The sequence below is a fragment of the Erythrobacter aurantius genome, assembly GCF_023823125.1.
Classification (GTDB): domain Bacteria; phylum Pseudomonadota; class Alphaproteobacteria; order Sphingomonadales; family Sphingomonadaceae; genus Erythrobacter; species Erythrobacter aurantius.
This window is the reverse complement of the sequence record NZ_CP090949.1, coordinates 204513-229971: the sequence shown is the minus strand read 5'-3', so window position 1 is coordinate 229971 and position 25459 is coordinate 204513. Positions and strand designations below refer to the sequence as shown.

The 25459-nt window shown below is 59.4% G+C and carries 28 protein-coding genes; 9 read left to right on the top strand and 19 right to left on the bottom strand.

The features are described from left to right. Positions 1-8 precede the first annotated feature (8 nt). Complete coding sequence (locus L1K66_RS01155; protein ID WP_252259200.1) at positions 9-407, bottom strand: hypothetical protein; 399 nt, start codon at positions 405-407, stop codon at positions 9-11. Between the two features lie 73 nt (positions 408-480). Here L1K66_RS01155 and L1K66_RS01150 point away from each other — a divergent pair, with 73 nt between their 5' ends. Then, positions 481-1926 carry an amidohydrolase gene (locus L1K66_RS01150; protein WP_252259198.1) on the top strand — a complete coding sequence of 482 codons (1446 nt, stop codon included), beginning with the start codon at positions 481-483 and terminating at the stop codon, positions 1924-1926. Positions 1927-1930: 4 nt separating this feature from the next. Here the strand turns inward: L1K66_RS01150 and L1K66_RS01145 are convergent, their stop codons facing one another. Then, positions 1931-2344, bottom strand: a complete 414-nt coding sequence (locus tag L1K66_RS01145; protein WP_330221242.1) for a TIGR01244 family sulfur transferase — start codon at positions 2342-2344, stop codon at positions 1931-1933. 306 nt (positions 2345-2650) lie between these two features. Between L1K66_RS01145 and L1K66_RS16475 the strand changes: the two genes are divergently transcribed. The 7 genes from L1K66_RS16475 to L1K66_RS01105 all read left to right on the top strand — a co-directional run bounded on the left by L1K66_RS16475 (position 2651) and on the right by L1K66_RS01105 (position 9546). Then, entirely contained in the window at positions 2651-3403 is a 753-nt protein-coding gene (locus L1K66_RS16475) for a cold-shock protein (protein ID WP_330221241.1), read from the top strand. A 125-nt stretch (positions 3404-3528) separates the two neighbouring features. After that, positions 3529-4728 (top strand): aspartate aminotransferase family protein, encoded by a 1200-nt coding sequence (locus L1K66_RS01130; protein WP_252259194.1) that lies wholly within the window; start codon positions 3529-3531, stop codon positions 4726-4728. Next, positions 4728-5672, top strand: a complete 945-nt coding sequence (argF, locus tag L1K66_RS01125) for an ornithine carbamoyltransferase (RefSeq protein ID WP_252260551.1) — start codon at positions 4728-4730, stop codon at positions 5670-5672. The genes L1K66_RS01130 and argF overlap by 1 nt, the downstream gene beginning before the upstream one ends. A gap of 57 nt (positions 5673-5729) precedes the next feature. Continuing rightward, complete coding sequence (gene hslO, locus L1K66_RS01120; RefSeq protein WP_034955702.1) at positions 5730-6626, top strand: Hsp33 family molecular chaperone HslO; 897 nt, start codon at positions 5730-5732, stop codon at positions 6624-6626. 121 nt (positions 6627-6747) lie between these two features. Further along, positions 6748-7125 carry a hypothetical protein gene (locus tag L1K66_RS01115; RefSeq protein ID WP_252259193.1) on the top strand — a complete coding sequence of 126 codons (378 nt, stop codon included), beginning with the start codon at positions 6748-6750 and terminating at the stop codon, positions 7123-7125. A gap of 59 nt (positions 7126-7184) precedes the next feature. After that, on the top strand, positions 7185-7883 hold the full coding sequence (queC, locus tag L1K66_RS01110; protein WP_252259191.1) for a 7-cyano-7-deazaguanine synthase QueC: 699 nt from the start codon (positions 7185-7187) through the stop codon (positions 7881-7883). A 52-nt stretch (positions 7884-7935) separates the two neighbouring features. Further along, positions 7936-9546 carry an MFS transporter gene (locus tag L1K66_RS01105; protein ID WP_252259189.1) on the top strand — a complete coding sequence of 537 codons (1611 nt, stop codon included), beginning with the start codon at positions 7936-7938 and terminating at the stop codon, positions 9544-9546. A gap of 416 nt (positions 9547-9962) precedes the next feature. On the opposite strand, the gene L1K66_RS01100 is transcribed toward L1K66_RS01105, so the two are convergent. The 3 genes from L1K66_RS01100 to L1K66_RS01090 all read right to left on the bottom strand — a co-directional run bounded on the left by L1K66_RS01100 (position 9963) and on the right by L1K66_RS01090 (position 14079). Further along, positions 9963-11117 carry an OmpA family protein gene (locus tag L1K66_RS01100; RefSeq protein WP_252259187.1) on the bottom strand — a complete coding sequence of 385 codons (1155 nt, stop codon included), beginning with the start codon at positions 11115-11117 and terminating at the stop codon, positions 9963-9965. 181 nt (positions 11118-11298) lie between these two features. Then, positions 11299-11760: a DUF2793 domain-containing protein gene (locus L1K66_RS01095; protein WP_252259185.1), complete on the bottom strand. Its 462-nt coding sequence runs from the start codon at positions 11758-11760 to the stop codon at positions 11299-11301. Positions 11761-11775: 15 nt separating this feature from the next. After that, on the bottom strand, positions 11776-14079 hold the full coding sequence (locus L1K66_RS01090; protein ID WP_252259183.1) for a phage tail protein: 2304 nt from the start codon (positions 14077-14079) through the stop codon (positions 11776-11778). On the opposite strand from L1K66_RS01090, the gene L1K66_RS16410 reads away from it, so the two are divergent. Then, positions 14066-14197, top strand: coding sequence for a hypothetical protein (locus L1K66_RS16410; protein WP_256471474.1), 132 nt, complete (start codon positions 14066-14068; stop codon positions 14195-14197). The genes L1K66_RS01090 and L1K66_RS16410 overlap by 14 nt on opposite strands. Positions 14198-14382: 185 nt before the next feature. Here L1K66_RS16410 and L1K66_RS01085 read toward each other — a convergent pair whose 3' ends face one another. The 14 genes from L1K66_RS01085 to L1K66_RS01020 form a co-directional block, all read right to left on the bottom strand. After that, positions 14383-15201: a DUF2163 domain-containing protein gene (locus L1K66_RS01085; RefSeq protein ID WP_252259181.1), complete on the bottom strand. Its 819-nt coding sequence runs from the start codon at positions 15199-15201 to the stop codon at positions 14383-14385. Then, positions 15201-17522: a DUF2460 domain-containing protein gene (locus L1K66_RS01080; protein WP_252259179.1), complete on the bottom strand. Its 2322-nt coding sequence runs from the start codon at positions 17520-17522 to the stop codon at positions 15201-15203. Before L1K66_RS01080 ends, L1K66_RS01085 begins: the two co-directional genes overlap by 1 nt. A 12-nt stretch (positions 17523-17534) precedes the next feature. Beyond that, a complete protein-coding gene (locus tag L1K66_RS01075) occupies positions 17535-18113 on the bottom strand; it encodes a tail tape measure protein (RefSeq protein ID WP_252259178.1) in 579 nt (192 codons plus the stop codon). Beyond that, entirely contained in the window at positions 18106-18303 is a 198-nt protein-coding gene (locus tag L1K66_RS01070) for a phage tail assembly chaperone (RefSeq protein ID WP_252259176.1), read from the bottom strand. Before L1K66_RS01070 ends, L1K66_RS01075 begins: the two co-directional genes overlap by 8 nt. Next, positions 18300-18614, bottom strand: coding sequence for a gene transfer agent family protein (locus tag L1K66_RS01065; RefSeq protein WP_252259174.1), 315 nt, complete (start codon positions 18612-18614; stop codon positions 18300-18302). The genes L1K66_RS01070 and L1K66_RS01065 overlap by 4 nt, the downstream gene beginning before the upstream one ends. After that, positions 18611-19018 carry a phage major tail protein, TP901-1 family gene (locus tag L1K66_RS01060; protein ID WP_252259172.1) on the bottom strand — a complete coding sequence of 136 codons (408 nt, stop codon included), beginning with the start codon at positions 19016-19018 and terminating at the stop codon, positions 18611-18613. Before L1K66_RS01060 ends, L1K66_RS01065 begins: the two co-directional genes overlap by 4 nt. Positions 19019-19039: 21 nt before the next feature. Further along, a complete protein-coding gene (locus tag L1K66_RS01055) occupies positions 19040-19432 on the bottom strand; it encodes a DUF3168 domain-containing protein (protein WP_252259170.1) in 393 nt (130 codons plus the stop codon). Positions 19433-19597: 165 nt separating this feature from the next. Beyond that, positions 19598-20137 (bottom strand): head-tail connector protein, encoded by a 540-nt coding sequence (locus tag L1K66_RS01050; RefSeq protein ID WP_252259168.1) that lies wholly within the window; start codon positions 20135-20137, stop codon positions 19598-19600. A gap of 178 nt (positions 20138-20315) precedes the next feature. Next, a complete protein-coding gene (locus L1K66_RS01045; protein WP_252259167.1) occupies positions 20316-21464 on the bottom strand; it encodes a phage major capsid protein in 1149 nt (382 codons plus the stop codon). A 77-nt stretch (positions 21465-21541) separates the two neighbouring features. Then, the gene (locus L1K66_RS01040; RefSeq protein ID WP_252259165.1) at positions 21542-21961 is read right to left on the bottom strand and encodes an HK97 family phage prohead protease; all 420 of its coding nucleotides are present in this window, start codon (positions 21959-21961) and stop codon (positions 21542-21544) included. Beyond that, positions 21958-22266, bottom strand: a complete 309-nt coding sequence (locus L1K66_RS01035) for a DUF6127 family protein (protein ID WP_252259163.1) — start codon at positions 22264-22266, stop codon at positions 21958-21960. The genes L1K66_RS01040 and L1K66_RS01035 overlap by 4 nt, the downstream gene beginning before the upstream one ends. Next, positions 22263-23420 (bottom strand): phage portal protein, encoded by a 1158-nt coding sequence (locus L1K66_RS01030; RefSeq protein WP_252259161.1) that lies wholly within the window; start codon positions 23418-23420, stop codon positions 22263-22265. Before L1K66_RS01030 ends, L1K66_RS01035 begins: the two co-directional genes overlap by 4 nt. 27 nt (positions 23421-23447) lie before the next feature. After that, entirely contained in the window at positions 23448-24773 is a 1326-nt protein-coding gene (locus L1K66_RS01025) for a DNA-packaging protein (RefSeq protein WP_252259157.1), read from the bottom strand. Beyond that, on the bottom strand, positions 24770-25456 hold the full coding sequence (locus tag L1K66_RS01020) for a hypothetical protein (protein ID WP_252259156.1): 687 nt from the start codon (positions 25454-25456) through the stop codon (positions 24770-24772). Before L1K66_RS01020 ends, L1K66_RS01025 begins: the two co-directional genes overlap by 4 nt. Between the last annotated feature and the right edge of the window lie 3 nt (positions 25457-25459).

The following is a 25459-nucleotide window of genomic DNA, read 5'->3' as shown; positions in this document are numbered from 1 at the left end:
GCGCAGACCTATAGCCGGTTGATCGTGTCGGCCCAAGATGCCGGATTTTCGATCGACAATCTGACCGTTCCGAAACGCGCCTCTCCGCAGTCGACCACGATTGCGTCGACTTCTTCCCGGACCTTTGCACCCTTGTCCAGAATACGGCCAGCGTATCTGTTGCCGCGACGCTTGATGACCATGATTCGGCCGTCCGCATGCTTCACCAATGCGCTCGCCCCGCCACGATCGACTGCCGCTTGCTCGATCGTGAAACCGGTATCCACCTCGTCTGCTACTGCGGCAAGCAGAGCGGTATCCTTCAACGAAGGCGATCCGCCGAGGCCAAGCCACCGGGCGAGACCGTACAGCGCCAGAATGGCTACAAGCGAACCACCGGATTGAAGGATGAGGGGGTGTATTTCCATGGCGCGTCTTTCCTGCGCCGGAGGATTGGCACGGAGCGGCTTTTGCGGCAAGCAGGCTTGCAAGGAGACCAACATGAAACTGCTTGGAACGATTTTCTCGACCACCGCCCTCGGGGCATTGGCTCTTGGGACTGCCCCGCTAGCGGCTGACAACCACGCAGGGCCGGATCCAATTGCCGTGGTGGATTCGCAAGCAGATCGTACGGCGCGGGTTGCGCAGGAACTGTGGGACTTGGCCGAGCTTGGTTATCTCGAATCGCGCTCAAGCGGATTGATGCAGGCCGAACTCGCGAGCGAAGGATTCCGGATTGAGTCGGGGATTGCGGAAATTCCTACCGCCTTCGTCGCCGAATGGGGGGAAGGCGGGCCGATCATCGCGATCCTGGCGGAAATGGATGCACTCCCTGGTATCAACCAGTCGGGCGCTTCCACCCGCGATCCGGTGGAGGGCAAGGGTGCCGGGCACGCTTGTGGCCACAACCTGTTCGGGGCAGGTTCGCTAACCGCCGCGATTGCAGTGAAGAAATGGCTTGAAGCTACGGGAACGCCGGGCCGCATCCGCTTGTATGGAACGCCTGCGGAAGAGGGCGGATCGGGCAAGGTCTACATGACCCGCGCGGGCTTGTTCGACGATGTCGATATTGCGATTCACTGGCATGCGGATGACGAAAACAGCGCTGCTGCAAGGACCAGTCTAGCCAATCGTTCCGCCAAATTCCGGTTCACCGGGGTTTCGGCCCATGCAGCTGGCGCGCCTGAGCGCGGCCGCAGTGCGCTCGACGGTGCGGAAGCGATGAACATGATGGCCAATATGATGCATGAGCATATGCCTCAGGATGCGCGCATGCATTATGTCATTACCAGCGGCGGCAATGCTCCTAATGTGGTCCCTGATTTTGCCGAGGTCTTCTATTATGTCCGGCATCCTGATCCCGCTGGTGTTGAGGCGATATGGGAACGACTTGAGAATGCGGCCCGGGGCGCAGCATTGGGAACCGGTACCGAGGTCGACTGGGAAATCATTCACGGCAACAACCCCCTGCTGGTGAATGAAACGCTTGCTCGTGCGATGCAGGCAAAACTCGAGATGGTTGGCGGCGTCAATTATTCGTCCGAAGAACGTGCATGGGCTGAGGAATTGCAGAAATCGCTGGGTGATGCAGCCGAGCCGCTTGAAAGCGCGGCTGAAATCCAGCCGTACACGCGAAGCCTCGGCTATGGCTCAACCGATGTGGGTGACGTTTCCTGGGCGACACCAACGGTCGGAGTTCGTACTGCTACCTGGGTCCCCGGAACAAGCGCACATAGCTGGCAAGCCGTCGCGGCTAGCGGGCATTCGATCGGTCACAAAGGAGCGCAAGTGGCGGCCAAGGCCATGGCCTTGATGGCAGTCGACCTCTTCACCAACGAAGATCTCCGCAATGCTGCCCGGGCTGAGTTTGATGCCGCTCGCGGGCCGGATTACGTCTATCGTTCGCTGCTCGGAGACAGGGCTCCCCCGCTCGATTATCGCCAGTAGCGGATCACTTGGACGATAGAATGTCCAACATGGGGCGAACCGGGCTGACATCATACCCTGCCTTCATCGCGGCCAGCGCAATTTCCTCTGGTGAAATCCCGTTTTTCGCCTGAGCAAGTGCCCAAAGTAGAGTCGATCGCGTTCCCGATCGGCAATAAGCGAGCGTCTTGCCTTGTGCCGAATTCAGGGCAGCTATCATCTGGTCGACTTGCACTTCACTGAAACCGGAATGGCCAATCGGGATCGCGGTGTAAGCCAGCCCGGCAGCAATAGCTGCGGCTTCAATGTCGGCGCTTTGCGGAGCGGAAGGGTCCTCACCGTCTGGTCGGTTGTTGATTATGAGGGCAACTCCAGCATTCTTGGCATTCGCAACGTCTTCGATCGAGATTTGCGGGCTGGCCAAGACCGAGTCGCTCAAGGGTCGAAAGTCGGGCATCGGTATTTTGCTCCTCATAGGTTCTAGCAAGCGAGATGCCGATCAAAGGGCGCTTTCGCAAGCGTGGCATCCGACCAGTGCCTGCGAGTACTTGCGAAAATGTCATATTTTTGCGCGATGAAGCGGTGATAGGTTAAATCGTTCGCATAGCGGCGCTTTGTGCGCTATGTGGACGAACAGACGGTGGGTTCGGCGTTTTCGGCTGTTCCATCGGCGTCTGGTGCGACTCGTTGCCCTCGTCGCCAGCGCTTCTCAGGATGGGCAGCGTGGTAAGGTACGACTTAAGATATGGGTTACGACAGGGGACGTCGGCGCGGTCGGGACAAGCGCGACGGTTTCGGCGAGGACGGTTTCGATCCTTTTGGCGGGAATGACGGGTTTCCGCCTCCGAGTGATTACGGCAATGATCGTGGTGGTGACCGATTCGGCGGCGGCGATCGCTTCGGTGGTGGTGATCGCCACGGCGGCGGCGACCGCTTTGGCGGCGGTGCTCCCCGCGGTGGCGGTGGTGGTCGCGGCGGCGGCGGTGGCGGCGGTTTCAACCGCATGCCTGCTCAGGTCGTTGGCACCGGCAAAGGCACGGTTAAATTCTTCAACGGCCAGAAAGGCTTTGGCTTCATCGCTCAAGAGGGTGGAGGAGAAGATGTTTTCGTCCATATCAGCGCAGTCGAACGTGCCGGCCTCGAAGGCTTGGCTGAAGGGCAGGAACTCGAATTCAACCTTGTGGATCGTGGCGGCAAAATCTCTGCACAGGATCTTCAGGTCGTGGGCGATGTGATTGCGGCGCCGCAAGCAGCGAGCCCGCCCAAGCGCGAACTGACCGGCGAAAAAGCTACTGGTACGGTCAAATTCTTCAATTCGATGAAGGGTTTCGGGTTTCTGGTTCGTGATGACGGCCAGCCGGATGCCTTCGTGCACATTAGTGCAGTCGAGCGTTCTGGCCTTTCGGAACTCAATGAGGGCGAGCGTTACGAGTTCGACCTCGAAGTTGATCGACGAGGAAAGTATTCGGCCGTCAATCTGGTGCCTGTCCAAAGCTGATCAGGCACCCCACTCTGGCCGTTTGACCCAATGACAGAGCGGCCCTAGATTATTCGGAAATGGCGGCTCTGAAAGGGCCGCCATTTTGTTTTAAAACAACAATTCCGAGCTCAAGGAAATTTCTGATGTCGATCAGCCCGCTTATGCCAGTTTACCCCCGTTGCGGTGTGCGCCCAGTGCGCGGAGAGCACTGCCACCTGATTGACGAGGACGGAACGCGCTATCTTGATTTTGCAAGCGGTATTGCGGTGAATCTTCTCGGCCATTCGCATCCGGGCCTGATTGAAGCGATCCAGCGCCAAGCCGAAACCCTGATGCACGTTTCAAATCTCTACGGCAGTCCGCAGGGAGAACGTCTGGCACAGCAGCTTGTTGATGCGACTTTCGCGGATACGGTGTTCTTCACGAATTCGGGCGCGGAAGCTGTCGAGGGGGCGATCAAGACCGCGCGTGCCTATCACCAGAATGCGGGTGATCAAGGGGATGCCAATCGGTTTGAATTGATCACATTTTCCAATGCCTTTCATGGGCGTACGATGGCGACGATCAGCGCCTCTAATCAGACCAAGATGCACCAAGGTTTTGCTCCGTTGCTCGAGGGTTTCAAATATGCGGAGTTCGACGATCTGGACGCTGCGAAAGCTTTGATTGGTCCGAATACCGCTGGCTTTCTGGTTGAGCCGATCCAGGGTGAAGGTGGAATTCGCCCTGCGTCCGATTCCTTCATGAAGGGTCTGCGGGCGATTTGCGACGAGCACGATCTGATGCTGGTGCTCGATGAGGTGCAATGCGGCGTTGCGCGTACGGGCAAAATGTACGCCTATGAGCATTATGGCATTGAACCGGATATCCTCGCGACGGCCAAAGGGCTCGGGGGTGGATTTCCATTGGGTGCCGTGATCGCAACGGAGAAGGCCGCACGCGGCATGACTTTCGGCACGCACGGTTCAACATACGGCGGCAATCCTCTCGCGATGGCGGCAGGAAGCGCGGTGCTCGATGCCGTCGCGAATGAGGAATTTCTGGCGGAGGTCACCGAGAAGGGGGAACGCCTTCGCTCCCGGCTTGAACAATTCATTGGAAATTACCCCGACCTGTTTGAACTTGTTCGGGGCAAAGGGCTGATGCTTGGGCTCAAGATGAAGGTCGAAAGCCGGCCGTTCTTCGTCCACTTGCGCGACAATCATCAACTCTTGACTGTCGCCGCTGGCGACAACACGCTGCGGATTATCCCACCACTGGTTATCGGTGATGTCGAGATCGAGGAATTCTTTGAGAAGCTGTCAGCTGGAGCTGCAAGCTTTACGATCCCCGAGTCCGCATGATGTCCCAGTCGACTGGACCTTTTCATTTCCTTGATCTCGAGGATGCGGGAGCGGACGCAATTGCGGCCATGATTGCTGATGCGATCGATCGCAAGGCTGCTCGGAGTGACTGGCCCAAGGGGCATCCGGATGCTGATTTTCCTTTGGCAGGCCGGGTTCTGGCACTGGTTTTCGAGAAGAATTCGACCAGAACACGGGTCAGCTTTGATGTAGCTATGAGGCAGCTTGGAGGCAGCGTTCTCATTTTAGATTCCGGGTCCAGTCAGCTTGGGCGTGGGGAAACGATCGCCGACACGGCTCGGGTACTTAGCCGAATGGCAGATGCCATCATGTTGCGAACCGATGATCACGCCAAGATCGAGGAAATGGCACGCTTTGCCAGTGTGCCGGTGATTAACGGCCTGACCGATCAGTCGCACCCCTGCCAGATCGTTGCAGACCTACTAACCATCGTTGAGAAAGGTAAGTCCTTGCCAGGCCTCGAGCTTGCGTGGTTTGGTGATGGGAACAATGTCCTCCACTCGATTCTTGAAGCTGCTGGCTTGTTCAAGTTCAACGTTCGGGTCGCTACACCTCCGGGCTTCGAACCCTCTACTGAGTTCGTAGATAAGGCTCGCGCTGGAGGCGCATCGGTGACTTTGACGCATGATGCCCGAGCGGCTGCGACTGGCGCTGATGTAGTAGTCACCGACACCTGGATATCCATGGGACAGGTGGACGCCGACGAAAAGCGAACAGCCATGACTCCCTATCAAGTGACTTCAGAGATCATGGCGCTTGCCAAACCGGACTCGATTTTTTTGCATTGTCTGCCGGCTCATGTGGGTGAGGAAGTGACCGAGACTGTTTTCGAAGGCTCGCACTCGGTCGTGTTCGATGAGGCTGAAAACCGGATCCATGCCCAAAAGTCAGTGCTGCTTTGGAGTTTCGGTCTCTTGTGCTGAGCGCTCGGATGGTGTGAGGGCTTATTTCACGTATCCGCAGTTCCCATATGGCAAGTCATGGAAACCTCGCACGACACCTTCGCTGACAAGCTCCTCGGCTTCACTTTGCCATCTCGGAATGCGAGAGCCCGCATCGTGCGTCTTGATCGAGTATTGGACGAAATCCTGTCGGCTCATGACTATCCACCGCCAATCACACACCTTCTCAGCGAAGCGCTCGTACTTGCTGCACTTATGGGTGGACTGCTGAAGGCCGATTCAGACGACGCCCAACTGACGATGCAAGCCCAGACCCATGATGGCGTGGTATCGCTGCTAGTGTGCGACTATCGGGGGGGGAGCCTGCGCGGCTATGTCGATTTTGATGCCGACCGACTGGCTGACCTTGGGGCCAACTCAGGACTCTCGGCCTTGTTCGGCCAAGGCTATCTGGCGATTACATTCGAGACCGGGGGTGGGCGCCGGTATCAAGGCATTGTGCCCCTCGAAGGGGATTCGCTTTCCGAAGCGTGTCAGATGTACTTCAGCCAGTCGGAACAGGTCCCGACTCTGATCCGCGCTGCGAGCAGTTCGAATTCGTCAGGGCGAATTGCAGCGGGGCTTTTGATACAGCATTTAGCGGATGGGGAGGTCGGTCGCGAAAGGCTGCACGTGCGCATGGATCACCCCGATTGGGAACATGTCTCGATCATGACGGCATCGGTAACTCACGAAGAACTCCTCGATCAAAACCTGTCCCTTGAGGACGTGGTGTGGCGTCTGTTTCACGAAGAGGATGGCGTACGGATACAGCCGGGGCAGTCGCTCGCTCGCGGGTGCCGCTGTTCTCCGGCGCATTATACATCAGTAATTTCGCGTTTTCCCGAAGATGAACGTGATGCCATGCGGGGAGAGAATGGCAAGATCGCTGTGGATTGCGCGTTCTGTGCCAGAACCTTTGAGCTCGCGATCTAACGATTGGCCGCTGTTCAGGCACGGCTCATCGCGCCAGTGCCATTGTGTGCAAGAAATTGCACAGAAGGCCTGTGAGAGTACTGTGATGGTTGGAAGTCGCCACAATTTTTCGAATGGAGCAATGATCGGCCTGACCATATTGGTCGCGTCGGTTGGTTTGCCTGCCCTTGCGCAGGCAGACAGTCTCACAATGTTGCGAACTCTTTCGAAGGGGGAGTGGACTATCAAGCATCGCGACGGTTCCCCTGATCGAAAAATCTGTGTGCGAAGCGGAGAGGAATTGATCCAACTGCGGCATGGAAATCAAGGCTGCAGCAGATTTGTGGTCGAGGACGCTGCAAACCGCATTACAGTTCAATATACTTGCCCCGGCAATGGCTATGGCCGAACGAACATTCGCAAGGAAGCTGGCGGCTTGGTTCAGATCGAGAGCCAAGGAATATCCTCAGGCATCCCGTTCCAGTTCGCAGCTGAAGGGAGGCGAACCGGCGACTGCTAACTGCAGCCCGACAGCGCCGCAATGATTGCTAAATAATCCACTGGCGTTAAGCCAAACTCATGGTTTCGACTGAACACAATGGGATGCCGCGCCGGGCGGTGGTGCTGCTATCGGGTGGCCTTGACTCGATGGTAACCGCAGCGATCGCCCTGGAAGAAGGGTTTGAGGTTCACGCGCTGACCGTTGATTACGGGCAAAGGCACAGAATCGAACTGTTGTCATCCAAGCGAATCGCCGAGAAGCTGGGATTGGCGAGCCGAACGGAAATTTCCTTGGATTTGCGGGCGTTCGGCGGATCCGCCCTCACTGCCTCGATTGACGTTCCCAAAGCTGGTGTCGGAGATGACATTCCAGTCACCTATGTGCCAGCGCGCAACCTTGTATTTCTATCTTTGATGACAGCGTGCGCGGAATCCCTTGGTGCGAGCGATGTATATATCGGCGTAAATGCGCTCGATTATTCAGGATATCCGGATTGTCGCCCCGAATTCATTGCCAGCTTTGCGGAGACGGCACGGCTTGGGACAAAGGCGGGTGTCGAAGGCCATCCCTTCACAGTCCATACGCCGCTTCAGGATATGACCAAGGCGGATATCGCGAGGGAATGCGCTCGGCTTGGGCTTGATCCATCGTGGAGTTGGTCCTGTTATGACCCGACGATTGAAGGGATTGCTTGTGGCGAATGTGACTCCTGCAGACTACGGAAAAAGGGTTTTGCGGAGGCAGGAATTGTCGATAGCACGAAGTACGCAATCTAGAGCGCGCCACTGATTGGGTGCCGATCGCTGAGCTGTTTCGGGAGAGAGTGACTTGAGTGAATATGACGTTGAGACGCCTGATTCGAAAGGTCAGGTGGAAGCAACTGTTCCTGCCTACAGCTGGTATGCTCTTTGCGTGCTCGTCGTGGTCTATGTGCTTAACTTCATTGATCGGCAAATCCTCTCAATCCTAGCCAACGATATCAAAGCGGATCTGGGCGTTGATGATGCCTATCTGGGTTTTCTGTATGGGACGGCATTCGCTATCTTTTACGCCCTTTTTGGAATTCCATTGGGCAAACTGGCAGACAGTTGGAAGCGCATTCGACTGATGACCCTCGGCCTGACGCTTTGGTCGGCAATGACGGCAGTATCCGGATTCGCGCGCGACGCGGGTACATTGACGGTTGCGAGAATTGGCGTTGGCGTTGGTGAGGCGACAGCAAGCCCTTCGGCGTATTCACTCATTTCTGATTGGTTCCCGGCCCGGCTCCGGGCGACTGCTTTGGCAATCTATAGTTCCGGTCTGTATATCGGTGGAGGCGTGTCCCTCGCGATTGGGGGCTTGGTGGTCGACAATTGGAATAATGCTTTCCCGGACGGTGGCCCCTTGGGGCTTGCTGGATGGCAGGCAGCATTCATTGCGGTGGGGCTGCCCGGCCTCCTGTTAGCGCTGTGGGTCTTCACACTGCGCGAACCAGCTCGTGGTGCGATTGATGGGCTATCAACGCCTGAAGACCCCCACCCGTTTCGTGGCTTCGTTCGTGAGCTTTATACGATTATACCGGGTTTCACATTCTTTGGTGCCGCTTCACGCGGTGCGTTGAGCCTTGCGTTGAATATTGCGGTGTTCATTGGAAGTATCGCACTTGCTTATGCCTTGACCGAGATTTTGAAATCCGGGCCGGGCCGCATTCTTCCCTGGATCACAGATCAGTGGTTCTTGCTGGCTATCGGCTATTATGCAGTTTTCTCATGGGCAACAGCACTACGGGTCCGAGATTATCCCACGTTCGCTCTAACATGGGGATCACCAGCTTTTCTTTGTACCATTCTAGGGTACGGCACAGTAGCATTCATGGCCTATTCGGCGTCGTATTGGGGCGCGCCGTACGCTGAACGCGTTTTCGATGTCTCTAAGGGAGAGTTGGGCTTCTGGCTGGGCGGAGGCGGTGCCGTAGGAGGATTCCTCGGTGTGATCCTTGGTGGACGTATGGCCGATGCGCTTTTTACGCGGATGCAGGCTGGCCGGGTTTGGGTAATATTGTTCGGGCTGCTTAGCCCGATCCCGTTTGCCGTCGTGCAATATACAACCGAAAGCTTCGGTTTGTTTATCGTTCTGAATGTTGTCGTCGGCGCTCTGGCCGCATCCGCGCTTGGTGCAGCCGCCGCGAGCAGCCAGGCTTTGGTCCTGCCTCGAATGCGAGGCACTGCAACGGCTACGTTCTTCCTCGCGACAACCTTGGTCGGTCTTGCTCTCGGGCCGTACACTGCGGGTTATGTTTCTGCACAAAACGACGGAAATTTGAGCATCGGCGTCCTTTCGACGCTCTGGATCACGCCGATCGGTCTCGCACTCCTGGTCGCCGCAATAAGACTGGTGCCTCATGCGAACAGAACCGTAGTCGAACGGGCCAAGGCTGCTGGCGAAGTCTTCGATTGAAGACAGTCGGGGCTCGTCCACTGAGGTCGACGCCCGGCGGTCAGTCACTTTATGGGTGGAATATGTGAGCCTGCGAGGGATCACATAGAGATGGTTCTCAGATGCGTTTCCGTTCGTAACAGGGGCGGCGCTGGTGGATCGTGTGCATCGCCATTTGCCAGTTACAGCCAGTATTCTCGCGCAATGGGTAACGTGCGTTTCTGGGGCGCCGCCCTCATTAAGAGAGAGCGACTGAGAGTTCTGTCGAACGCCTATCGGTCAGCGACGATAAGCGCGGGGAGATCGCTGCATTCCGAGAATAGGATTTTGGCCAGATATCTGGCGTAATGATCCAAAGTAGTCGGATCGTGGCTGAACAAAGAAAAAGGGGCCGGAAATTTCCGACCCCTTTCTCGATTTTGGCTTGAAGCCGTTGCTTACATGCCCGAGCCCGGACCGTAAGTGACTTCAACACGACGGTTCTGCAGCTCACGGACACCGTCTGCAGTCGGAACGCGCGGCATCGATTCGCCGAACGCTTCGCTGCTGATGCGCGATGCGGGAATGCCGCGGCCCGTGAGGTACTGCTGCACGCTCGCGTTACGACGTTCTGCGAGACCCATGTTGTAGGTCACGCTGCCGGAACGGTCGGTGTGACCAGCCAGCATTACGTTTGCCGTACCGCAGTTCGCATATGCCGTGACGGCATTGTCGAGGATCGTCGCAGCATCCGCAGTGATGACCGATTCATCGAAGTCAAAGAAGACGATGTAGGGGCCAGTGTTGCACGGAGGCGGCGGAGGCGGCGGCGGAGGCGGCGGCGGAGGCGGTGGAGGCGGCGGCGGCGGCGGAGGCGGAGGCGGCGGCGGCGGAGGCGGAGGAGGCGGTGCTACGTCGCCACCAAAGTTGTAGGTGATCGAGCCGAGCAGTGAGTGCGTGCTCAGATCCGTCTCAAGCGGCCGGCCAAGCGGGTCAATGATGTTGACATTTACGGCGTTGAAGTAGCGATACTTCAGGCCGACGTCCCAGCTGTCGCTGATCGGGGCACGAATACCCGCAAGCAGTTGCCAAGCCAGACCAGTGTCCGAATCATTCCAGATGCCCGGACCGTTGGAGTTTACACGGCCTTCGAGGTCCACACGCGCAACACCGATACCGGCGCCTGCAAAACCTTGGATCCCGTCATCCGAGCCAAAGTCGAACAAACCGTTGATCATGAAGCTGAGCGCATTGAATTCGCCCAGCGCATCACGAGTGTCACTGAAGGTGTTGAAGCCACCAGGCGAGGTGGGCGAGGGATTGAGCGCAAGGCCCGAAATGCCGGCCGAGACTTCATCAAGCTCCGCAGTGCGGTAGCTAGCTTCTGCTTCCAAACGGAAGGCACCAAAGTCGTAACCTACGATCCCGCCGAAGTCTCCTCCAGTGTCGTGGTCAGCTACGGCATCACCAGGATTGCCGTTAACATCAAAAGTGATGTCTTCGACCAGCATCACACCAGCATCGCCCTGGATGTACCACTGGCCTTCGCGGGCCATGGCGGGCGTGGTGAGTGCGGTAGAAGCCATCGCCAAGCCGATGACGATTTTACGCATTCTAAGATTCCCCTTCTTTAGGTCTGAGGCGCTCTTTGTTTCTAACTTCTCACCAGATGAGTAGCAAGCAATCAATGCCACCCAACTGTTGCAAGAATGCCTCGTTTAGGGTCTGATCGCCTAAAATATGGCTAAAAACGGGGAAACTTACGTGTTGGCCAGTTCGTTTGCCGGCGGTGGATCAATCAATGTCGGCAAAGATTCCGATGGCCTTCAGGGCCGACACCAGTTGCTCCAGAGCCTGTCGCGCTTCCTGATCGATATGTGTTCCGCCGCTTGCTGACGCTGGTGCATTCGCCGAGCGCCATGTACCATTGAAATGCAGCATGCGCCCCGCGGCTTGATCGAAAACGGTCATGCCATTGTATGGAACAAGAAATTGCCATGCGCCTGCAATGTAACAGGCGATTGCATCTTCCTTGCCTTCCCAATCGCCTGTCGCAGGTGCTGTGACGCGATAACTCGATCCCTCGCCTGGGGTCTCAGGCGGATTTTGCATCGAGCCAAGAATGGCGCGCTTTGCCACAGAGTCGATCATCGCAAATGCTTGATTGACGAAAAACTCTTTCTGCGCCTGACCGGGAATTAGCATTGGCAGATTGAAATTCGGAGTAGTCGACGGGAAGAAAACTGGATTGGCCATGATACGCCTCCCTTCTCAAGATAGTGTAGCGATCAACAGTGGGGCTGACTGGCCGTAGGTGCCAACTTGTCTTACCCACAGAGGGTTCTGGCCATATTCAGCCAATAGATTTGACATTGCCGAATGCGAGAGTGCGAGGCTTGGTTCGTTTACCGACCAACCTGTATAGGGGGCATCGGTCGGGCCGTATCCAACAAGATAGGCCTCCTGTTCTTCAATTAGCGGTACGTCCGAACCGTCATTCCAGCGCCATTGCCCTCTTGCGCGCCTGACCCATTTGAAAACCCAGTTGCCACTCACGTCCCTGGTTGCCTGTGCACCAATTGGCATCAAAGGCCTGCGCGACAATCCCGCATTGGCTAGCGTCGAGTAGACCAACGTGTTGTCGCCACGCCCAATCGCTGCAATCCGTGTGCTGGGATCAGATGGAACGACCGCTGCATCGAGCGGGGTGAGCCGATCGTCCAGAAACACGACAGATGTTCCGGCAGGGTGGCCAACGATTGCTTGATCCTCCGTGCCTGCGCGGCCGCGAAGCAGACCACGCAATCGCCATCTGTTCGCACCAAGCGACGATGCCTCTAGGAATTGCATCACCTCGCCGCCAACAAGAATGCGATTGGCACCCATTGCCATTCCGGTCACGTCAGTGCTGGAGGGTGTCAGATCGTCTCCAATCATATCAATTTCGAGTTCTTCGTTCGGCGACAACAACATCGACAAAGAACTGCCCAGCGGTTCGACCAACTCACCAATCAGCGCTCGATTTGGTAACGTCCCGCCAAGTCGATCCAAGGTGCCGCCCAGTTCGACAAAGAGAGATGCTCCACGCCACCCGGGCTCTGCCGATGATGCTGCAGCATAGAGAATCGGCAAGGAGGGAGGGGTGGTTCCATCGGGCGGGACTTCGATGGCGCGGAGCGTGGTGGGTGAAGGAATCGTATCCACCGGTCGGTTTGCGAGGCCGGCATCACCTGCATCGGCATTGCTCGCTGAAGGCGACAGTCGCTCGATGGCAAGTTCAATCCCGCGATCGAACCACTCCCAGCTGCGAACCAACCAATAGCCCGCATGCCCAGGAGCTCTCACCACACTTCCTGGTCGAATCCGAGGGTCGAACTCCCCCGTGCGCCAGATCATCTTTTCGTCAAGCCAGCGTGCCCGGTTGGCATTTGCATTGGCGACACTGCGCGCTCCGGCCGCTTGCATCGCCGCGGGAATATCGACAACAGTCTCTCTGCCGCTTTGCCGCATGCCGAGCGCTCGCTGAACGCTCGGCTGGTAGTCTCGGTCCTCGTCATAATACCGCAGGGCCAAGGGCTCCCGTCCCGAGGATCCGCCTCGCTGTTTGCGTTCACCTTCAAGAGCTTCATCCTCAGACTCAAGGAACCGCTCTGACAGCACTGGAATTTCGACAGGAAGATTGTCGCTGGCCGCGAAGCGCAAACCTTCCTGGGTTGTGGCGCAGATTAAAGGGAATACATTCTCCAATACACTCAGAGATCCGACCAGGGCTCCACCCTCATCAGAAAATCCACGCGCATGTGAAAGCAATACACCGCCTCCGTCGCCTCCAGTCTGTGGTACGAGGTCATCAAGCGATACCGTGTCATCGCGCAAGCCGAACAATTCAAAAGTCAGCGCCGGAATTCGGTTGCCGAAATCGCCGAGTTGCAGCCCCTCGAATATGACATAGGCGATGTCCCGAAACGCAGGCGCTGCAGCCCCGATCGATGCCGATATGAGAGGATCGACAGGATGATCGCCTGTGCCCAGATAGGCACGCATTTCGCCTTCGACTTTCAGATCGCCTCCCGCCCCTCTCAGCAGGTTTCCGTCCGCCCAAATTCTTCCGATCCCGCCGACTGGCGTGCTTGAGAGCGCAACCGCAAATGAAGCGGAATAGGAGTAGGTCTTCGTGGAAGGTCGCCCTTTGCCTCCACCTTCCTTCGAAGTTGTCTCGATCAGGTCTGTCGACCAGATCACAGTGCCCGCGACGCGCATTCGACCGAAATGTCGGGCGATGGGCTGCCCATAGCTCGATGTGGTAACCGATAGTTCTCGCAGGCGTGGGCCTTCGCGGCTTCCGCCGCCGAAGATCGCGGCGTCCACTTGCCCGCCTAGAAACGCGCCAACTGCGCTGCCGATCGGTCCGCCAACGACCGCTCCGATGGTGGAAAGAACAAGAGTAGCCATGGAAACTCCCGATAGGGTTTCAGAATAGGCGCCATTGCGCCAGCGGTGCGGTGTGGATTGGGATTGGCTCGCGAACAACGCGACCCAGTCCTGCGTGCGCGTGGACTGAATGGCCTGTTCCATCTGCAATGATCAGGTGAAGCTGGCCCATCCCTGGCTCGATCAGGGCGATGTCCCCGATCATCAGTTCGCCGGTGCTTTTCTGAAAGCCGGACAATTCGGCATAGCCAAGCCAGCGTGATGGATCGCTGTTGCGTAGCCTGTAACCTTCCGGGGTGATTGGCCGACGGTCAATCGCAACCAAGGCTGCGTGAACGAGTCCTATACAATCCAGACCCTTAGAGGGATCCCTGCCATGCAGCCGGAACGGCACTCCAATCAGGTTTGCCGCTGCAAGGGCGAACCGTTTGCCCAGTGGCGACGCATTCATGACGAGCCCGGCTGACCATACCTCGCCAGCAAATCGTTCCCCGGCAGAAATGGTTCGCCGCGAAAGTTGATCGCATTGTCAAAGCGGCTAGTGCAGGTCGTGATTGTATGGTCACATCCCTCAAGCAGCTCGGCCCTTGCTCCTGGCTTCAGAACAACGTCGATTGGTCTGTCGAGTATCAGCCAGTCTGAATCAATCCCAAGCACCCCAAAGCTGATCCCGGTCTGAGGTCCTTCCAAGAACCGTATTCGACCATCAACAAATCTTTCTGCCGCCAGTCCGTCGAAACGAACTTTGTTCGCGTCAACGTCCACCTCTGCAAGGCTCCGCAAGTGCGTGAATTTCGGCGCTGGCAGCCCGCAGCCCGGGCCACAGAACTGGGCTCTGCAGGTGGGGCTGGTCCTGGGCACTAGGTCGCGCTCTAGTTCGTACTTGGCTGATCTCAATTCGGCCGAGAAGCCGGTTCCTCCGCCCTGAACCTTTCCCATCTTACCCCAGTACACAGAGTGCTTGGCCAGCGTGTTCCAGTCGACGATCCCGATCTCGATCGCCGCATTGTCGAAGAGTCCGGCTTCGAGATCGATTTCACTAATGGAGTCATGACTTAACGCCCCATCAACCCCAGCGCTTTCTTCTGAGAAATCGGCTGTCATTCGGATGGCAGTCGGAACCATTCCCGGGGCCGATCGATGGACCAGCCCATCAAAGCAAAGCGAGCGATCATGACTGGTAAAGCCGAACGTCACTCCATCTCTGCGATAGACGCGCCAGAAGGTTGCAGCTGTTTCCAGTTCGCGGTCGAAGAACACGCGCATCAGACTTCTTCCCGCAATTCGATCAGGGGGATGCTCGGTGCCTCTCCCGCGGTGAAGTTCACACCGGAAATATCGATCCGATCTTCGGCAAAACGGACCGGGACATCGAACAGGAACCCGGCACGGACTTCAGCTCCCGCGCCCGGTGCGACGGCGAAGGAGAGCAATCCGGTGGCGCCGATGGTCCAATCGAGACTGGGCGTTCCCCCGACGCTGACGAGAAGCGTATCGTGCCGGGGGCGGGTAATTGGTCTGATTTGAGGATCGGGCTCGGAACCGTATGATTTCACGAGTTGGAAATCAGCCTGCTGGCCATCTCCGATACCAAGCAATTGATCTGACATGGTCGGTGTACCGGTCATGCCGTTCGAACTGTGGTCAAACGGATCGGTGATCCGGAACCCTTTGGCTGCGCCCCGCCGCGCACGGAAGAATGCAATCAGTTCGGAAAGCTCGTCTTCGGATCGAATTCCCGGCCCCACATCAAAGTGAACACGGGCGTCTGTCCAGACTGAGTTTCGTCGTTCATGTCCTGATGCGGTTACTGACACCGAAGTCGAGAACTCCGGAGCGACAGCAGTGCTGCGACCGAGTGGGAATGGATACAGAACGTCGTCAAACGCTTCCATCAAGTCATCTCCTGAAAACGGCAGCCGGGTGTAGCCATCCCGATTGATTTGCGGCTGGGCCCAAACGTAGCGCCTCGGGACATTGCGTTTTCGGGCCTCGTCAATGCCCGCATCAATCCGCGCCCAGAGCGAGTCAGCGTCCGCCGGATCGAGCACGAAGCCGGCGAAATAATCCTGGTCCTCAATCGGGTATCCGAGGCGGGTGTTGACGAAGGTGTAAGCCGCCCGTCTGAGCGCGTCCGCGCCGCCTGTAAGCCAGTCGTAGTCTTCGATCTGACAGCGATCGAATGCGAGTGCTGCCCAACCAACCGGAAGGTTTGCCCGGTAGAGTTCGGGCATGTTCGGGTCGAGGAGTGTCGGCGTGAATGCAAGGAGCAAGACTTCGGCACCCGTGGTCGCTGCGGCCCGGATGTCGGCGGTCAGTGCTGCAGTCGACTGCGCCAGCAACGCTCCAGCGGCATCGAGCAATTCGATCTGGGACGGATCCAGAGGTTCGCGCAAATCCGCGATCTCTACCGGCGAACCCCCGAAAGCTGCTTGCGCGGCGGCGTCATACAGGCAGATCCTGCCGTCGGCGAAAGTCCACCACCAGGGCTCGCCAATCTGCATTTTGACCGGCTGGCCCGCGCCTTCAAGCAGCGACACAAACCCCAGCGTGCTGCCGCGCAGCCATGCCATCGCTTCGGCATTTGCCGGCGAAAGGAGCGTCGAGGGCGGCACCCAGCCAGTCAGCGCGGGTTCGCCTGACCATGTCCTCTGCTTCCATGCTTGGGGACAATAGGCGTCGAACAGTTCGTAGGAAATGGATGCGATGACCTCGAGATCATTGATCCTGGCAAATTCGAAGAAATTCCGGTGCCATTCCGAGGCAGGGGTGCAGATTTCGCCCTGAGCTGTGGCCAGCAGCGCGCCGGATTGTTGGGCGAGCCGCATGAAGTGGCTCATCCCGACATAGTGCACCAGATCTTCGCGGTAGCCGAGGCCGACTGCCCCGCGGATCAGGCGGGCGGGGGTCTGATTGTACCCGTCGTCATAGGCGGTGGCGATCCGCTCACCATGAACCGGCAAGCGCACGTCGCCGATCTCGAGAATGCCAAACCGCCCATCGGCATTGATCTGGGAAATCGTGACGCGCCCGTTTACGCGCTCCGGCAAAAGTTCTGCGCTGCCCGCTGCATAGCCGGGGGCCACCAGTGATATGAACATCCGATCGATATCGTGCGGGTGGATTGGCGTGCCCGGAAGGGTGAAGCCGCCCTCCAGCAGCGAAAACGGCAGGGTTACAAGGGCATCCGCCGGGCTGCCGCTCGCATAGTTCCAGAGCCTCACGAACCATGTTTGCGGATTGCCCGCAGCGTCGCGCCCCTCGATTGTCAGTGTCGGACCGTTCACCTCATCAAGCGGGATCACGCCCTCTGATTGCCAACGGAAACTTAGCGTCGTGTTCGCGTAGTCCCGGTTGGTTTCGTAAGCGAGCAAGGGATGATCCAGACTGTCGACGCTATCCCATATCAATCCGACCAGTTCGCCCCGGTGATGCAATTCGACATCGACCTGCATCGATGTCGGACCAGTCGTGACCACGCTTGCCATTGCCGGGCGGGGAAAGTTGACCGTCCAGAACCGGGGGTCGAACCGCTGGATGAAGCTTGATTCCTGATTACGCCGCTCGCGCGCCAGCCAGAATGCCATGGCCGCTCCTTCCTATCGTTCCTGAAGCGCGCGTCGCACCGCGCTGGCGAGTTGGCGGGATGACCGCTGCATCGCGGTGGGTGCGGCGGTTCCGCGTGGGGAGTTCAGCTGAATCGCGACGCGAACATCACGGCTTCCGCCACCAATAGTTGACGCGGCCGCGATCTGGCCGGAGCTGGTCGGAATGAACAGTTCAGGGCCGCGTTCTCCGACGATGTAACCGCGACCGGGCGATACAGGGCCGCCGGTCGCCCGACCTGGCAGGCCCAGCAGCGCGCCGAACGACTGGCCCAGGAGACCTGCCAGACCGCCGTTGCCGCCCGTGCCCGAGAAGATCGAGCTTAGCCCCGATTGCAGGGCGTGGGCGGCGATCGAATCGAGTGCACTGAAGGCGATCCGCTTAAGGTCATCAAAGCCCAGACTGCCACGACGCAAGGCGGATAACAGGCTGCGTTCAAGTGCCTGCCCCGCACGTCCAAACCCGTCGATCAGAGTCGTATCCAGGGATCCGCGCATCGCTTCCAGGTCGGCATTGAAACCGTCCGTCGTCGCGCGGACATCAATGACCAGCTCTTCGAAATTGTCATCCATTGGCATCCCGTTCCATCAATTGGGCGATTAGATCGCGGTTTGGGGCTAGCCCGCCGACTTGCGGTTGCGGTGGGAGGATTGCGCCGGTGAGCTCGGAAGGGGTCGCAGCCCAGAATTCATTTGGGCGCCAACCCAGTGCTTGCGCGGCGAGCGCCCAGCAAACCGGAACGCTATCGGCAAAATCCTTCATCCTTGGCCTTGCAGGACCTGCGAGAGAATTGCGCGCACGGGCCGGGTTGCAGCGACAAGCCCGATTCTCAGCACCTCCCGCCCGACAGCTTCACGCTCCGGGCGAGGATCGGCTTGGATGCAATGCCATATAAGGCTCGATACCTCTGCAAGGGTGATCTTTCCTTCGGCGGCCCGTTCCACGAGTGCGAACAGCGAGCCAAGTTCTTCTTCCGCAAGCACCAGATTTTCGAAGCTGGGGCGGAGCAGGAAAGTCCTTCCGTCGATCTCAAATTGCGCTTCGCCGCGCAATCGGTTGGCGGGCTGGTTCATGCTGGGACCACAGCGCCGGAGCTTTCCAACTGGAGCGTGTAGTTTCGTTCTCCGTTGAAATCGCCCGAATAATCCAGACGCTGCACCAGGAATTTCCCGCGCAGCCGCTCGCCATCCTCGAACGACAATTCGTATTCATCGATTGTTCCGGCAAGGGCGTGGGCGCGAACAGTGTGCTCCGCCTCGCTGCCCAGAAAGATGCCGGCGGCGCTGACCGAAACCGAGCGGGTTCCGGCCCCTGAAAGCAGATCGCGCCAGCCGCCCGATTGTTTGTGCGTTACGACGACAGCATCGCCGTTGATCGTCATCTGGGTGGTGCGCAAACCGGCAACCGTTTCATAGGTGGGCGTGGCAGCGCCATCGCTGATCTTGAGCAGGAAGGCAGACCCTTTTTGTGCGGGCATGATGGTGTCTCCGTGTGATTGTCAGGCTTGGACGGCGAAGATGCGGAATCGGAATTCCAGCAAGGCGCCGCGAAGATTGTTTTCCCGCGCTTCGCTGCGGGCGCGCAGAAACCGGATTGAGGCCAGTTCGAAGGTTGGGTGGAACGGTGGCAGATCGAGCACCCGCCGTTCGATCGCTGCGAGCAGGGTGGTGTCGCCACCAGCTTCGTCAGACCGGCTTTCGAGCTCGAGTGCGATGCGAACCTCGCGGCCGGGGCGGTCTTTCGTGCCCCAGTCTGCCGATGCGCTCGCAGAAATGCCGAGCCACGGGGCGCTGGCTCTAAGCGGAGCCTCTTCCTCGATCGCATTGATCGTCGCCAGATCGGGATCATTGCGCAGCCATTCGATCAAGGCTGCGCGCAGGGCGTTTTCCATTGCTTCAATCCCTTCCGAAATCGGGCCACAGCGCGCGAGCTGAACGCCAGGCATTGCCGGGGCGTGAGGAGGTGCTGGCGATCTTCCGGGCAAATTCCTGCCCTTTGTTTCTGGCCTTGAGTGTCAGCCGCCTCAGCAGCTCGCCGCTGTTCATCGACGCATTGATCATGTCAGCCGCACGGTGCGCCATGCACGCCAAAGCGCGGTCACGCTGGCTGGCGGAACCGCGCCAGCACCGGGGTAGCCATCCCGATCCCGGTCGCGGAACATGTGCGCGCACAGGCGGATTGCCCCCTGCCTAATGGCAGGCGGCAATGCACTCCATTCGCTTGCAAGCCCGGAGCGAAGGGTGACGACAATCGCATCGGCTGCAGTATCGGCGAAGAGATTGACCGCCACGGATCCCGGGGCTTCAAAGCTGGTTTCGAATTGCTCGGGCAACAGCGGGCTTCGCGTTCCGTCCTGCGCAAACGCTTCGACGGACAGGATCGTTTCGACCGGTTGCGATGAGAGCCTGTAGCGCCCTGCTTGTGTCGGCAGGCGTTCTTCAACCTGCTGCAACAACGGAGCCTGCCCGGTAAAGGCCTCGCACATTTCGAGGCTGGCTTGCAGCAGTCCCGTCAGCAGATCATCTTCATTTGGCCGGGATATACCCAGCCAGTCCTTCAATTCAGCCAGGGCGGAGCCGCTTACATCCGCTGGCATGACTATTTTTCGCCGCATCGCGGTCTCCCATCAACTTGTCCGAAACAAGGCACCCACGCCGCTGCCGGGGCTGGGGTTGGCCGCAAGGGGGCGGCGTGGGTGCGGAAACCCGACAAGGGAAAACACGTCTCGACCTTGCCGGGGCATCAAGGGCGTTTCAGCCTCCGTTCGGAGCCTGTCAGGCCTCGATCTTGAGCAGCTTGATCGCGTTCGAATCCAGCACTTGGCCACCGACGCGTTTGGTCGCGTAGAAGTGGACAAACGGCTTGTTCGAGAACGGATCGCGCAGAACGCGGGTCGCGCTGTGTTCGGCGATCAGATAGCCGTGGCGGAAATTGCCGAATGCGATCGGGAATTCGCCCGATGCGACATCGGGCATGTCTTCGGCTTCGATCACCGGATAACCAAGCAGGCGATCCGGCTGGCCTTCGACCATGCCCGGCTGCCACAGGAAGGCGCCATCGGTGGTCTTGAGCTTGCGCACATTTGCCAGCGTTGCCGAATTCATGACGAAGCTGGCGCCCTGACGGTGTCCTGCCTTGAGCGAATGCACAAGATCGATCAGCTTCGCTTCGGGCGCGGAGCCGAAGCCGGTGGCGCTGCCAGATCCGATGTATTGCAACTGGCCAAAGGCGCGCACGCCGTCTTCTGCCGTACTGGTGGTGGCATTGAGGAAACCGGAAGGCTGGTTGACCCCGGTGCCATTGACGAAAGCGGCACCTTCGGCGCGCGCAAACTCGATTGCGATCTCGTTCGCCAGCCATGTCTCGAGGTCGAACGCTGCATCGTCGAGCATTCCCTGGCTCGCTGCCGGATTGGCATAGAGATCGCCGGAGGGCGGTGCGATTTCGGCGAAGTTCGGCGCTTCGGTTTCCGGGCGTGCAGCGGTTTCGCTGACCCAGCCCGATGCTGTGCCGCCGGTCGACACCAGCTTGCGGTAGCCCGAAGTGCCGGTCTGCACGACTTGGGCAATGGCGCGGATCGGGCTGATTTCGGTAAGCTCGCGGGCAATCATCGCGTCGATCTGGCGCGGGATGGCAAATCCGCCTTCAGCAGGCGAGGCGCCGTTGATCGACTTGACCTCGGTTTCGCGTCCGCGGCGCAGGTAGCCATCGACGAAGCCTTTGACTTCGGCGCTGGTGGCTTCGGTGCTGCCGATCGCCGGGCGAGCTGCAGCGCGGGAAACCTTGTCGAGCCGGGCTTTCACTTCGTCGACGTCGCTGCGCAGAACCTTGATGTCGGCTTCTGCCAAATCCTGCCGCGCGACAATGTCGAAGCTTGCGTCCATTTCGTCGGTCGCAACCGGATTGGGGGTGGGGGTATCCATGGGGTAGAGGGCCTTTCTGTTGGGCATGAAAAAGGCCGCCCCGAATGGCGGCCGTTGGGAAGTTCTCGGAAGGTTTGTCAGGCGATGAAATGCACCCGCGCTCCGTGCTGAAGCGGGTGGGTGACGAGGCTTACTTCGAACAGGTCGATGTCGATGAGTTCGCGGTCCGGCCCGGTTCGGCGGGCCGCTCTTGCGCGGTAGCCGAAGCTCAGGCCGTTGACCGCGCGTGCCAAGAGCATTCGTGCAGCCTTGCTCGCGGTTCGATCGATCCGGGCGATCACGCGGAGGCCGCGTGCATCTTCGGCGATGGTCTCAATCTCCCCGATCTGCTGATCCGGGCGGTGCTGCCACAAGAGCGGCAAAGGTGCGGATCGCTCTGCCAACGTGCGCGCAAAGGCGCCCGGGCGGATCGTATCGCGCCCGGCATCGCGGATGTCGAACAAGCCGGCATAGCCGGCGAACCGGATCGCCTCGGCGGTATCAGAGTTGCGGCTCATCGCAGCAGCTCCCAGACGCCAAGCCGCACGGCAATGCCGATCAACAGGGCTGCGAGCAGACCACGAATCGCCCAGTCGATGAAGGCTCTCCAGGCGCTCGCCTTGGCATCGCGCCATGCGCCGAGCAGTTCGCGCAGTTCGTCCAGATCGCCCTCGGCCCCCGGATCGGAAAGGCCTAGGCGATCGAGCACCCGCTCTGCTGCAAGCTCGCTCGTTTCTTCGACAATGGCACGCAGGGTCACGATGTCGGCGCCTTGCCGGCCGGCCTGTTCCATCAGGCTGGCGAGTACGTCTTCGCGGGTCATTGGCTTTCCTCCTCGGCGGCAAAGCCGAGCAGGACGCGTTTTTCGGAACGGCTCAGGAAATCGGCTTCGGAAACCTGCTTCCAGAGCCTCTCGCGGTCTTCGGACAAGGCGGTGATCCGATCGAGATCAATCGTCAGCCTCGCTTCGGGAAACCACGGCGCAAGCCCTTCGCTAAGGGCCGAGAACAGCTTGTCGGCAAGCGGCAGCAGGGTCAGCCGCCACAGCGCGCGATTGGCTTCGCGATAGTTCGAATAGGTGTTGTCGCCCGGCAGGCCCAGCAGCATCGGCGGGACACCGAAAGCGAGCGCAATCTCACGTGCAGCGGCGCTCTTGAGCGTTGCGAAATCCATGTCCGCCGGGGACAGCGCCATGCTTTGCCATTTCAGCCCGCCGTCAAGCAGCATCGGCCGTCCGGCGTTGACGGCCCCGGAAAAGGCCGCTTCGAGCTCGTGCTTGAGCCGTTCGAACTGGTCTTGCGTCAGGCCCGCGCCATCGCCGGTTTCGTACACCAGCGCACCCGATGGCCGCGCCGCGTTTTCCAGCAGCGAGCGGTTCCATTCGGAGGCTGCGTTATGGATAGCGACGGCCTGTTGCGCGGTGGCGAGGGCGCTGGCGCCCAGATAATCGTCCAGCGGATGCATTGCCCGCACATGGATGATGTTGGGCCACCCGTCCTCGTCTTCGACCGGGATGGTCACGCTATCGCCGACCACCATATACTCATAAGCGCAGGGCCAGCCGTCTGTGCCGGTCACCACCTTCACCCGGTCCGGCCGCAGTGCGTAAAGCTCGACCGGATTGCCTTCGGCATCCTTGGCGATCTGGACGTAACCGTTCCCGTGCAACAGCAGATGCGCGGCCAGCGTTTCGATCAATGACTGGCCAGCGCTGGTCGCGCCGATCAGCTGCTTGAGAGCGTCATCGCCGCCGGTAAATGGAGCCTGGCCGACGCCTTCGGCCACGATCCGCACCGCACGCTGGGCAATCGGATTGGCCAGAAAGCCTTCGCGAACGGCGCGCTCGTAGTGGTAGGGGCGCGCCCCGCCAGCCTCCGCAAAGGCGGGCAGCCAGCCTGCCAATGTCCCTTGAGAAAGCGGCAAGGGTTTGCCCGCCCCGCCCTTGAAGGCGGAGAGCAAGGTATCGATGAAGGACATGGAAATTCCTTGGTTGGAACGCGCGGGTCAGAGCCGACGCACGCGGGGATTGGGCGATGCGGAAAGCATCAGTTCGGTAAGCGCCCAGACCAGCGCGTCGGCCCGGTCGGGCGATCTGCCGGGGCCGGCGTAATCGCCGCCGATCAAGAGACCGCACATCTGGTCTTCCAGCTGCGGGAAGGGCCGTGAATGGCAGACGCGCCCGGCCGAATAGAGCGCGGCGACAGGCTCTGCGCGGGCGACCTTGCCCCGGCTGGCATGCATCAGCTTCACCGGCAGATTGCGATTGGCCGCGCGCAGCACGCTTTCGACCATTGCCCCGCCCTGGTTGGCTTCGGCAATGATCCTGTCGGCCTGCCAGTGCGCAGCGGCATCGGCGACAGCGCTGGCCCAGCGTTCGGGCTGGGCCAGCCCGATCGAGCAGTCTTGCAGCACATGCGCGGTGCCTTCCTTATCAAGCCCTGCGACGATGATCCCGCATTCATCCCCATTGGACGACGCGGGCGGGTCGACCGCCACGACCAATCGGCACATTTCGTTCGATGGGGCAGGTTGCCGTGCCGCTTCGATCATGGCGCGGGTCCACAGCGCGCCTTCGAGATCGGTCAGCAGTTCGCCCATGATTTCCTGCCGGGCGAGCTGGCTTTCCCCGAATTCCTCGCGGATCGCCGAAAGGAACCGCGAAGGCAGATTGGCGGCATTGTCATGTGTCGATCCGCGTGTGATCACGGTGGCCGCATCGCCACTGCCAGTAATCAGCCGCTGGACCAGTGGCACGGCGCGCGGGGTGGTCGTAACGGCGATGCGGGGATCATGGCCAAGCCGCAGTCCCATCAGCAGATTGTCCCAGGCCCGCGTCGCCCGGTCATTCGAAAGCGGCCATTTCCCGATCTCGTCACACCATGCGTGCGAATGTTGAGGTCCGCGCAGGGTTTCGGGTTCGGCGGCGGAAAACAGATGGGCCTGCGCCCCGTTGGGAAAGCGCAGGCGCTTCAATGATGGTTCGAAAACCGGCTGGCGATCAGGCGGTGAGCAGGCCAGCAGCCCGCTTTCGCCTTCGACCATCACGGCGCGGGCTTCTGCCAGCGATGACGATACCAGTGCGATGCTGGCATTGGGGTTGGCCTCGGCGATCATCCGCACCCATTCCGCCCCTGCACGGGTCTTGCCAAAGCCGCGACCGGCCATGATGAGCCACACGCGCCAGTCACCCGGCGGCGGCAACTGCGTAGTCCGCGCATGGAAATTCCAGTGGTATTCGAGTTCGTTGCGTTCCGCCTGATCAAGCGCGTCGATCATGCGGTGACGGATGCGATCATGTTGCCCGGCCAGCCATTCGATCGGGCTGTTCATTGCCGCTTGTCTCGCTCATCACGGACTTGCTGGCGGATCGCCTCGACCTTGCGATCGATCGATGCGCGCACTTCCGCGGCGCTGACGTTGCGCTCTGCAGCTTGTGCCCTGGCGGCGTTGTCACGGTGGGCGGTGAGCAGCCGGATGGCGTTGGCGAAGTCATATTTGTCAGACCCGGATGTCGTCAGATCGCCTTCGCGCAAGCGCCGCAGCACTTCCAGTTCGAGGTGCAGATATCCCTCCCATAGCGCCGCCAGCCATTGCCGGGCAAAGGCCGGGTCCTGCCGCCGCACCAGATAGGCGCGGCTCGGGTTGATGCCGGCCACCTTGGCGGATTCGGTGATGTTGGAGCTTTCCGCGAGGTGATCGAGGAAATGCTTTTGCCAATGGCGGGTGAGGGCTTCTTTCTCGCCCTCCTTTATGTGTGCTGGAATCTTGACCTGGCGACTGCCCTTTCTGGCCATGCATGATCTCCCGAAACGGCAAAAGAAAAGGCGGCGCTTCCCGAGGTGGAAGGCCGCCTGAAACGCCGTGCTGGCGAATCGGTATTTCTCGATGTTGCCTGACGTATAACCAAAGAGCGCGACGATGTCAAGAAAAATAACCAAATAGGTTATCTGTCTCATGTTGCATGCACCGTTGTGCTGCCGTAATGGCGCGCCTTCACCGGGAAGGAACATCATCAG

Bases quoted from the DNA above. Each gene is read 5' to 3' on its own strand.
- L1K66_RS01055 (WP_252259170.1), bottom strand. From the start codon at position 19,432: ATGGAAAACGCCCTGCGCGCAGCCTTGATCGAATGGCTGCGCAATGAT.
- L1K66_RS01050 (WP_252259168.1), bottom strand. From the start codon at position 20,137: ATGCCAGCGGATGTAAGCGGCTCCGCCCTGGCTGAATTGAAGGACTGG.
- L1K66_RS01155 (WP_252259200.1), bottom strand. From the start codon at position 407: ATGGAAATACACCCCCTCATCCTTCAATCCGGTGGTTCGCTTGTAGCC.
- L1K66_RS01085 (WP_252259181.1), bottom strand. From the start codon at position 15,201: ATGCGCGTGTTCTTCGACCGCGAACTGGAAACAGCTGCAACCTTCTGG.
- L1K66_RS01045 (WP_252259167.1), bottom strand. From the start codon at position 21,464: ATGGATACCCCCACCCCCAATCCGGTTGCGACCGACGAAATGGACGCA.
- L1K66_RS01090 (WP_252259183.1), bottom strand. From the start codon at position 14,079: ATGGAACAGGCCATTCAGTCCACGCGCACGCAGGACTGGGTCGCGTTG.
- L1K66_RS01020 (WP_252259156.1), bottom strand. From the start codon at position 25,456: ATGATGTTCCTTCCCGGTGAAGGCGCGCCATTACGGCAGCACAACGGT.
- L1K66_RS01095 (WP_252259185.1), bottom strand. From the start codon at position 11,760: ATGGCCAATCCAGTTTTCTTCCCGTCGACTACTCCGAATTTCAATCTG.
- queC (WP_252259191.1), top strand. From the start codon at position 7,185: ATGGTTTCGACTGAACACAATGGGATGCCGCGCCGGGCGGTGGTGCTG.
- L1K66_RS16410 (WP_256471474.1), top strand. From the start codon at position 14,066: ATGGCCTGTTCCATCTGCAATGATCAGGTGAAGCTGGCCCATCCCTGG.
- L1K66_RS01150 (WP_252259198.1), top strand. From the start codon at position 481: ATGAAACTGCTTGGAACGATTTTCTCGACCACCGCCCTCGGGGCATTG.
- argF (WP_252260551.1), top strand. From the start codon at position 4,728: ATGTCCCAGTCGACTGGACCTTTTCATTTCCTTGATCTCGAGGATGCG.
- L1K66_RS01030 (WP_252259161.1), bottom strand. From the start codon at position 23,420: ATGTCCTTCATCGATACCTTGCTCTCCGCCTTCAAGGGCGGGGCGGGC.
- L1K66_RS01025 (WP_252259157.1), bottom strand. From the start codon at position 24,773: ATGAACAGCCCGATCGAATGGCTGGCCGGGCAACATGATCGCATCCGT.
- L1K66_RS01040 (WP_252259165.1), bottom strand. From the start codon at position 21,961: ATGAGCCGCAACTCTGATACCGCCGAGGCGATCCGGTTCGCCGGCTAT.
- L1K66_RS01115 (WP_252259193.1), top strand. From the start codon at position 6,748: ATGATCGGCCTGACCATATTGGTCGCGTCGGTTGGTTTGCCTGCCCTT.
- L1K66_RS01100 (WP_252259187.1), bottom strand. From the start codon at position 11,117: ATGCGTAAAATCGTCATCGGCTTGGCGATGGCTTCTACCGCACTCACC.
- L1K66_RS01075 (WP_252259178.1), bottom strand. From the start codon at position 18,113: ATGGATGACAATTTCGAAGAGCTGGTCATTGATGTCCGCGCGACGACG.
- L1K66_RS01080 (WP_252259179.1), bottom strand. From the start codon at position 17,522: ATGGCATTCTGGCTGGCGCGCGAGCGGCGTAATCAGGAATCAAGCTTC.
- L1K66_RS01060 (WP_252259172.1), bottom strand. From the start codon at position 19,018: ATGCCCGCACAAAAAGGGTCTGCCTTCCTGCTCAAGATCAGCGATGGC.
- L1K66_RS01065 (WP_252259174.1), bottom strand. From the start codon at position 18,614: ATGAACCAGCCCGCCAACCGATTGCGCGGCGAAGCGCAATTTGAGATC.
- L1K66_RS01130 (WP_252259194.1), top strand. From the start codon at position 3,529: ATGTCGATCAGCCCGCTTATGCCAGTTTACCCCCGTTGCGGTGTGCGC.
- L1K66_RS01035 (WP_252259163.1), bottom strand. From the start codon at position 22,266: ATGACCCGCGAAGACGTACTCGCCAGCCTGATGGAACAGGCCGGCCGG.
- L1K66_RS16475 (WP_330221241.1), top strand. From the start codon at position 2,651: ATGGGTTACGACAGGGGACGTCGGCGCGGTCGGGACAAGCGCGACGGT.
- hslO (WP_034955702.1), top strand. From the start codon at position 5,730: ATGGAAACCTCGCACGACACCTTCGCTGACAAGCTCCTCGGCTTCACT.
- L1K66_RS01070 (WP_252259176.1), bottom strand. From the start codon at position 18,303: ATGAAGGATTTTGCCGATAGCGTTCCGGTTTGCTGGGCGCTCGCCGCG.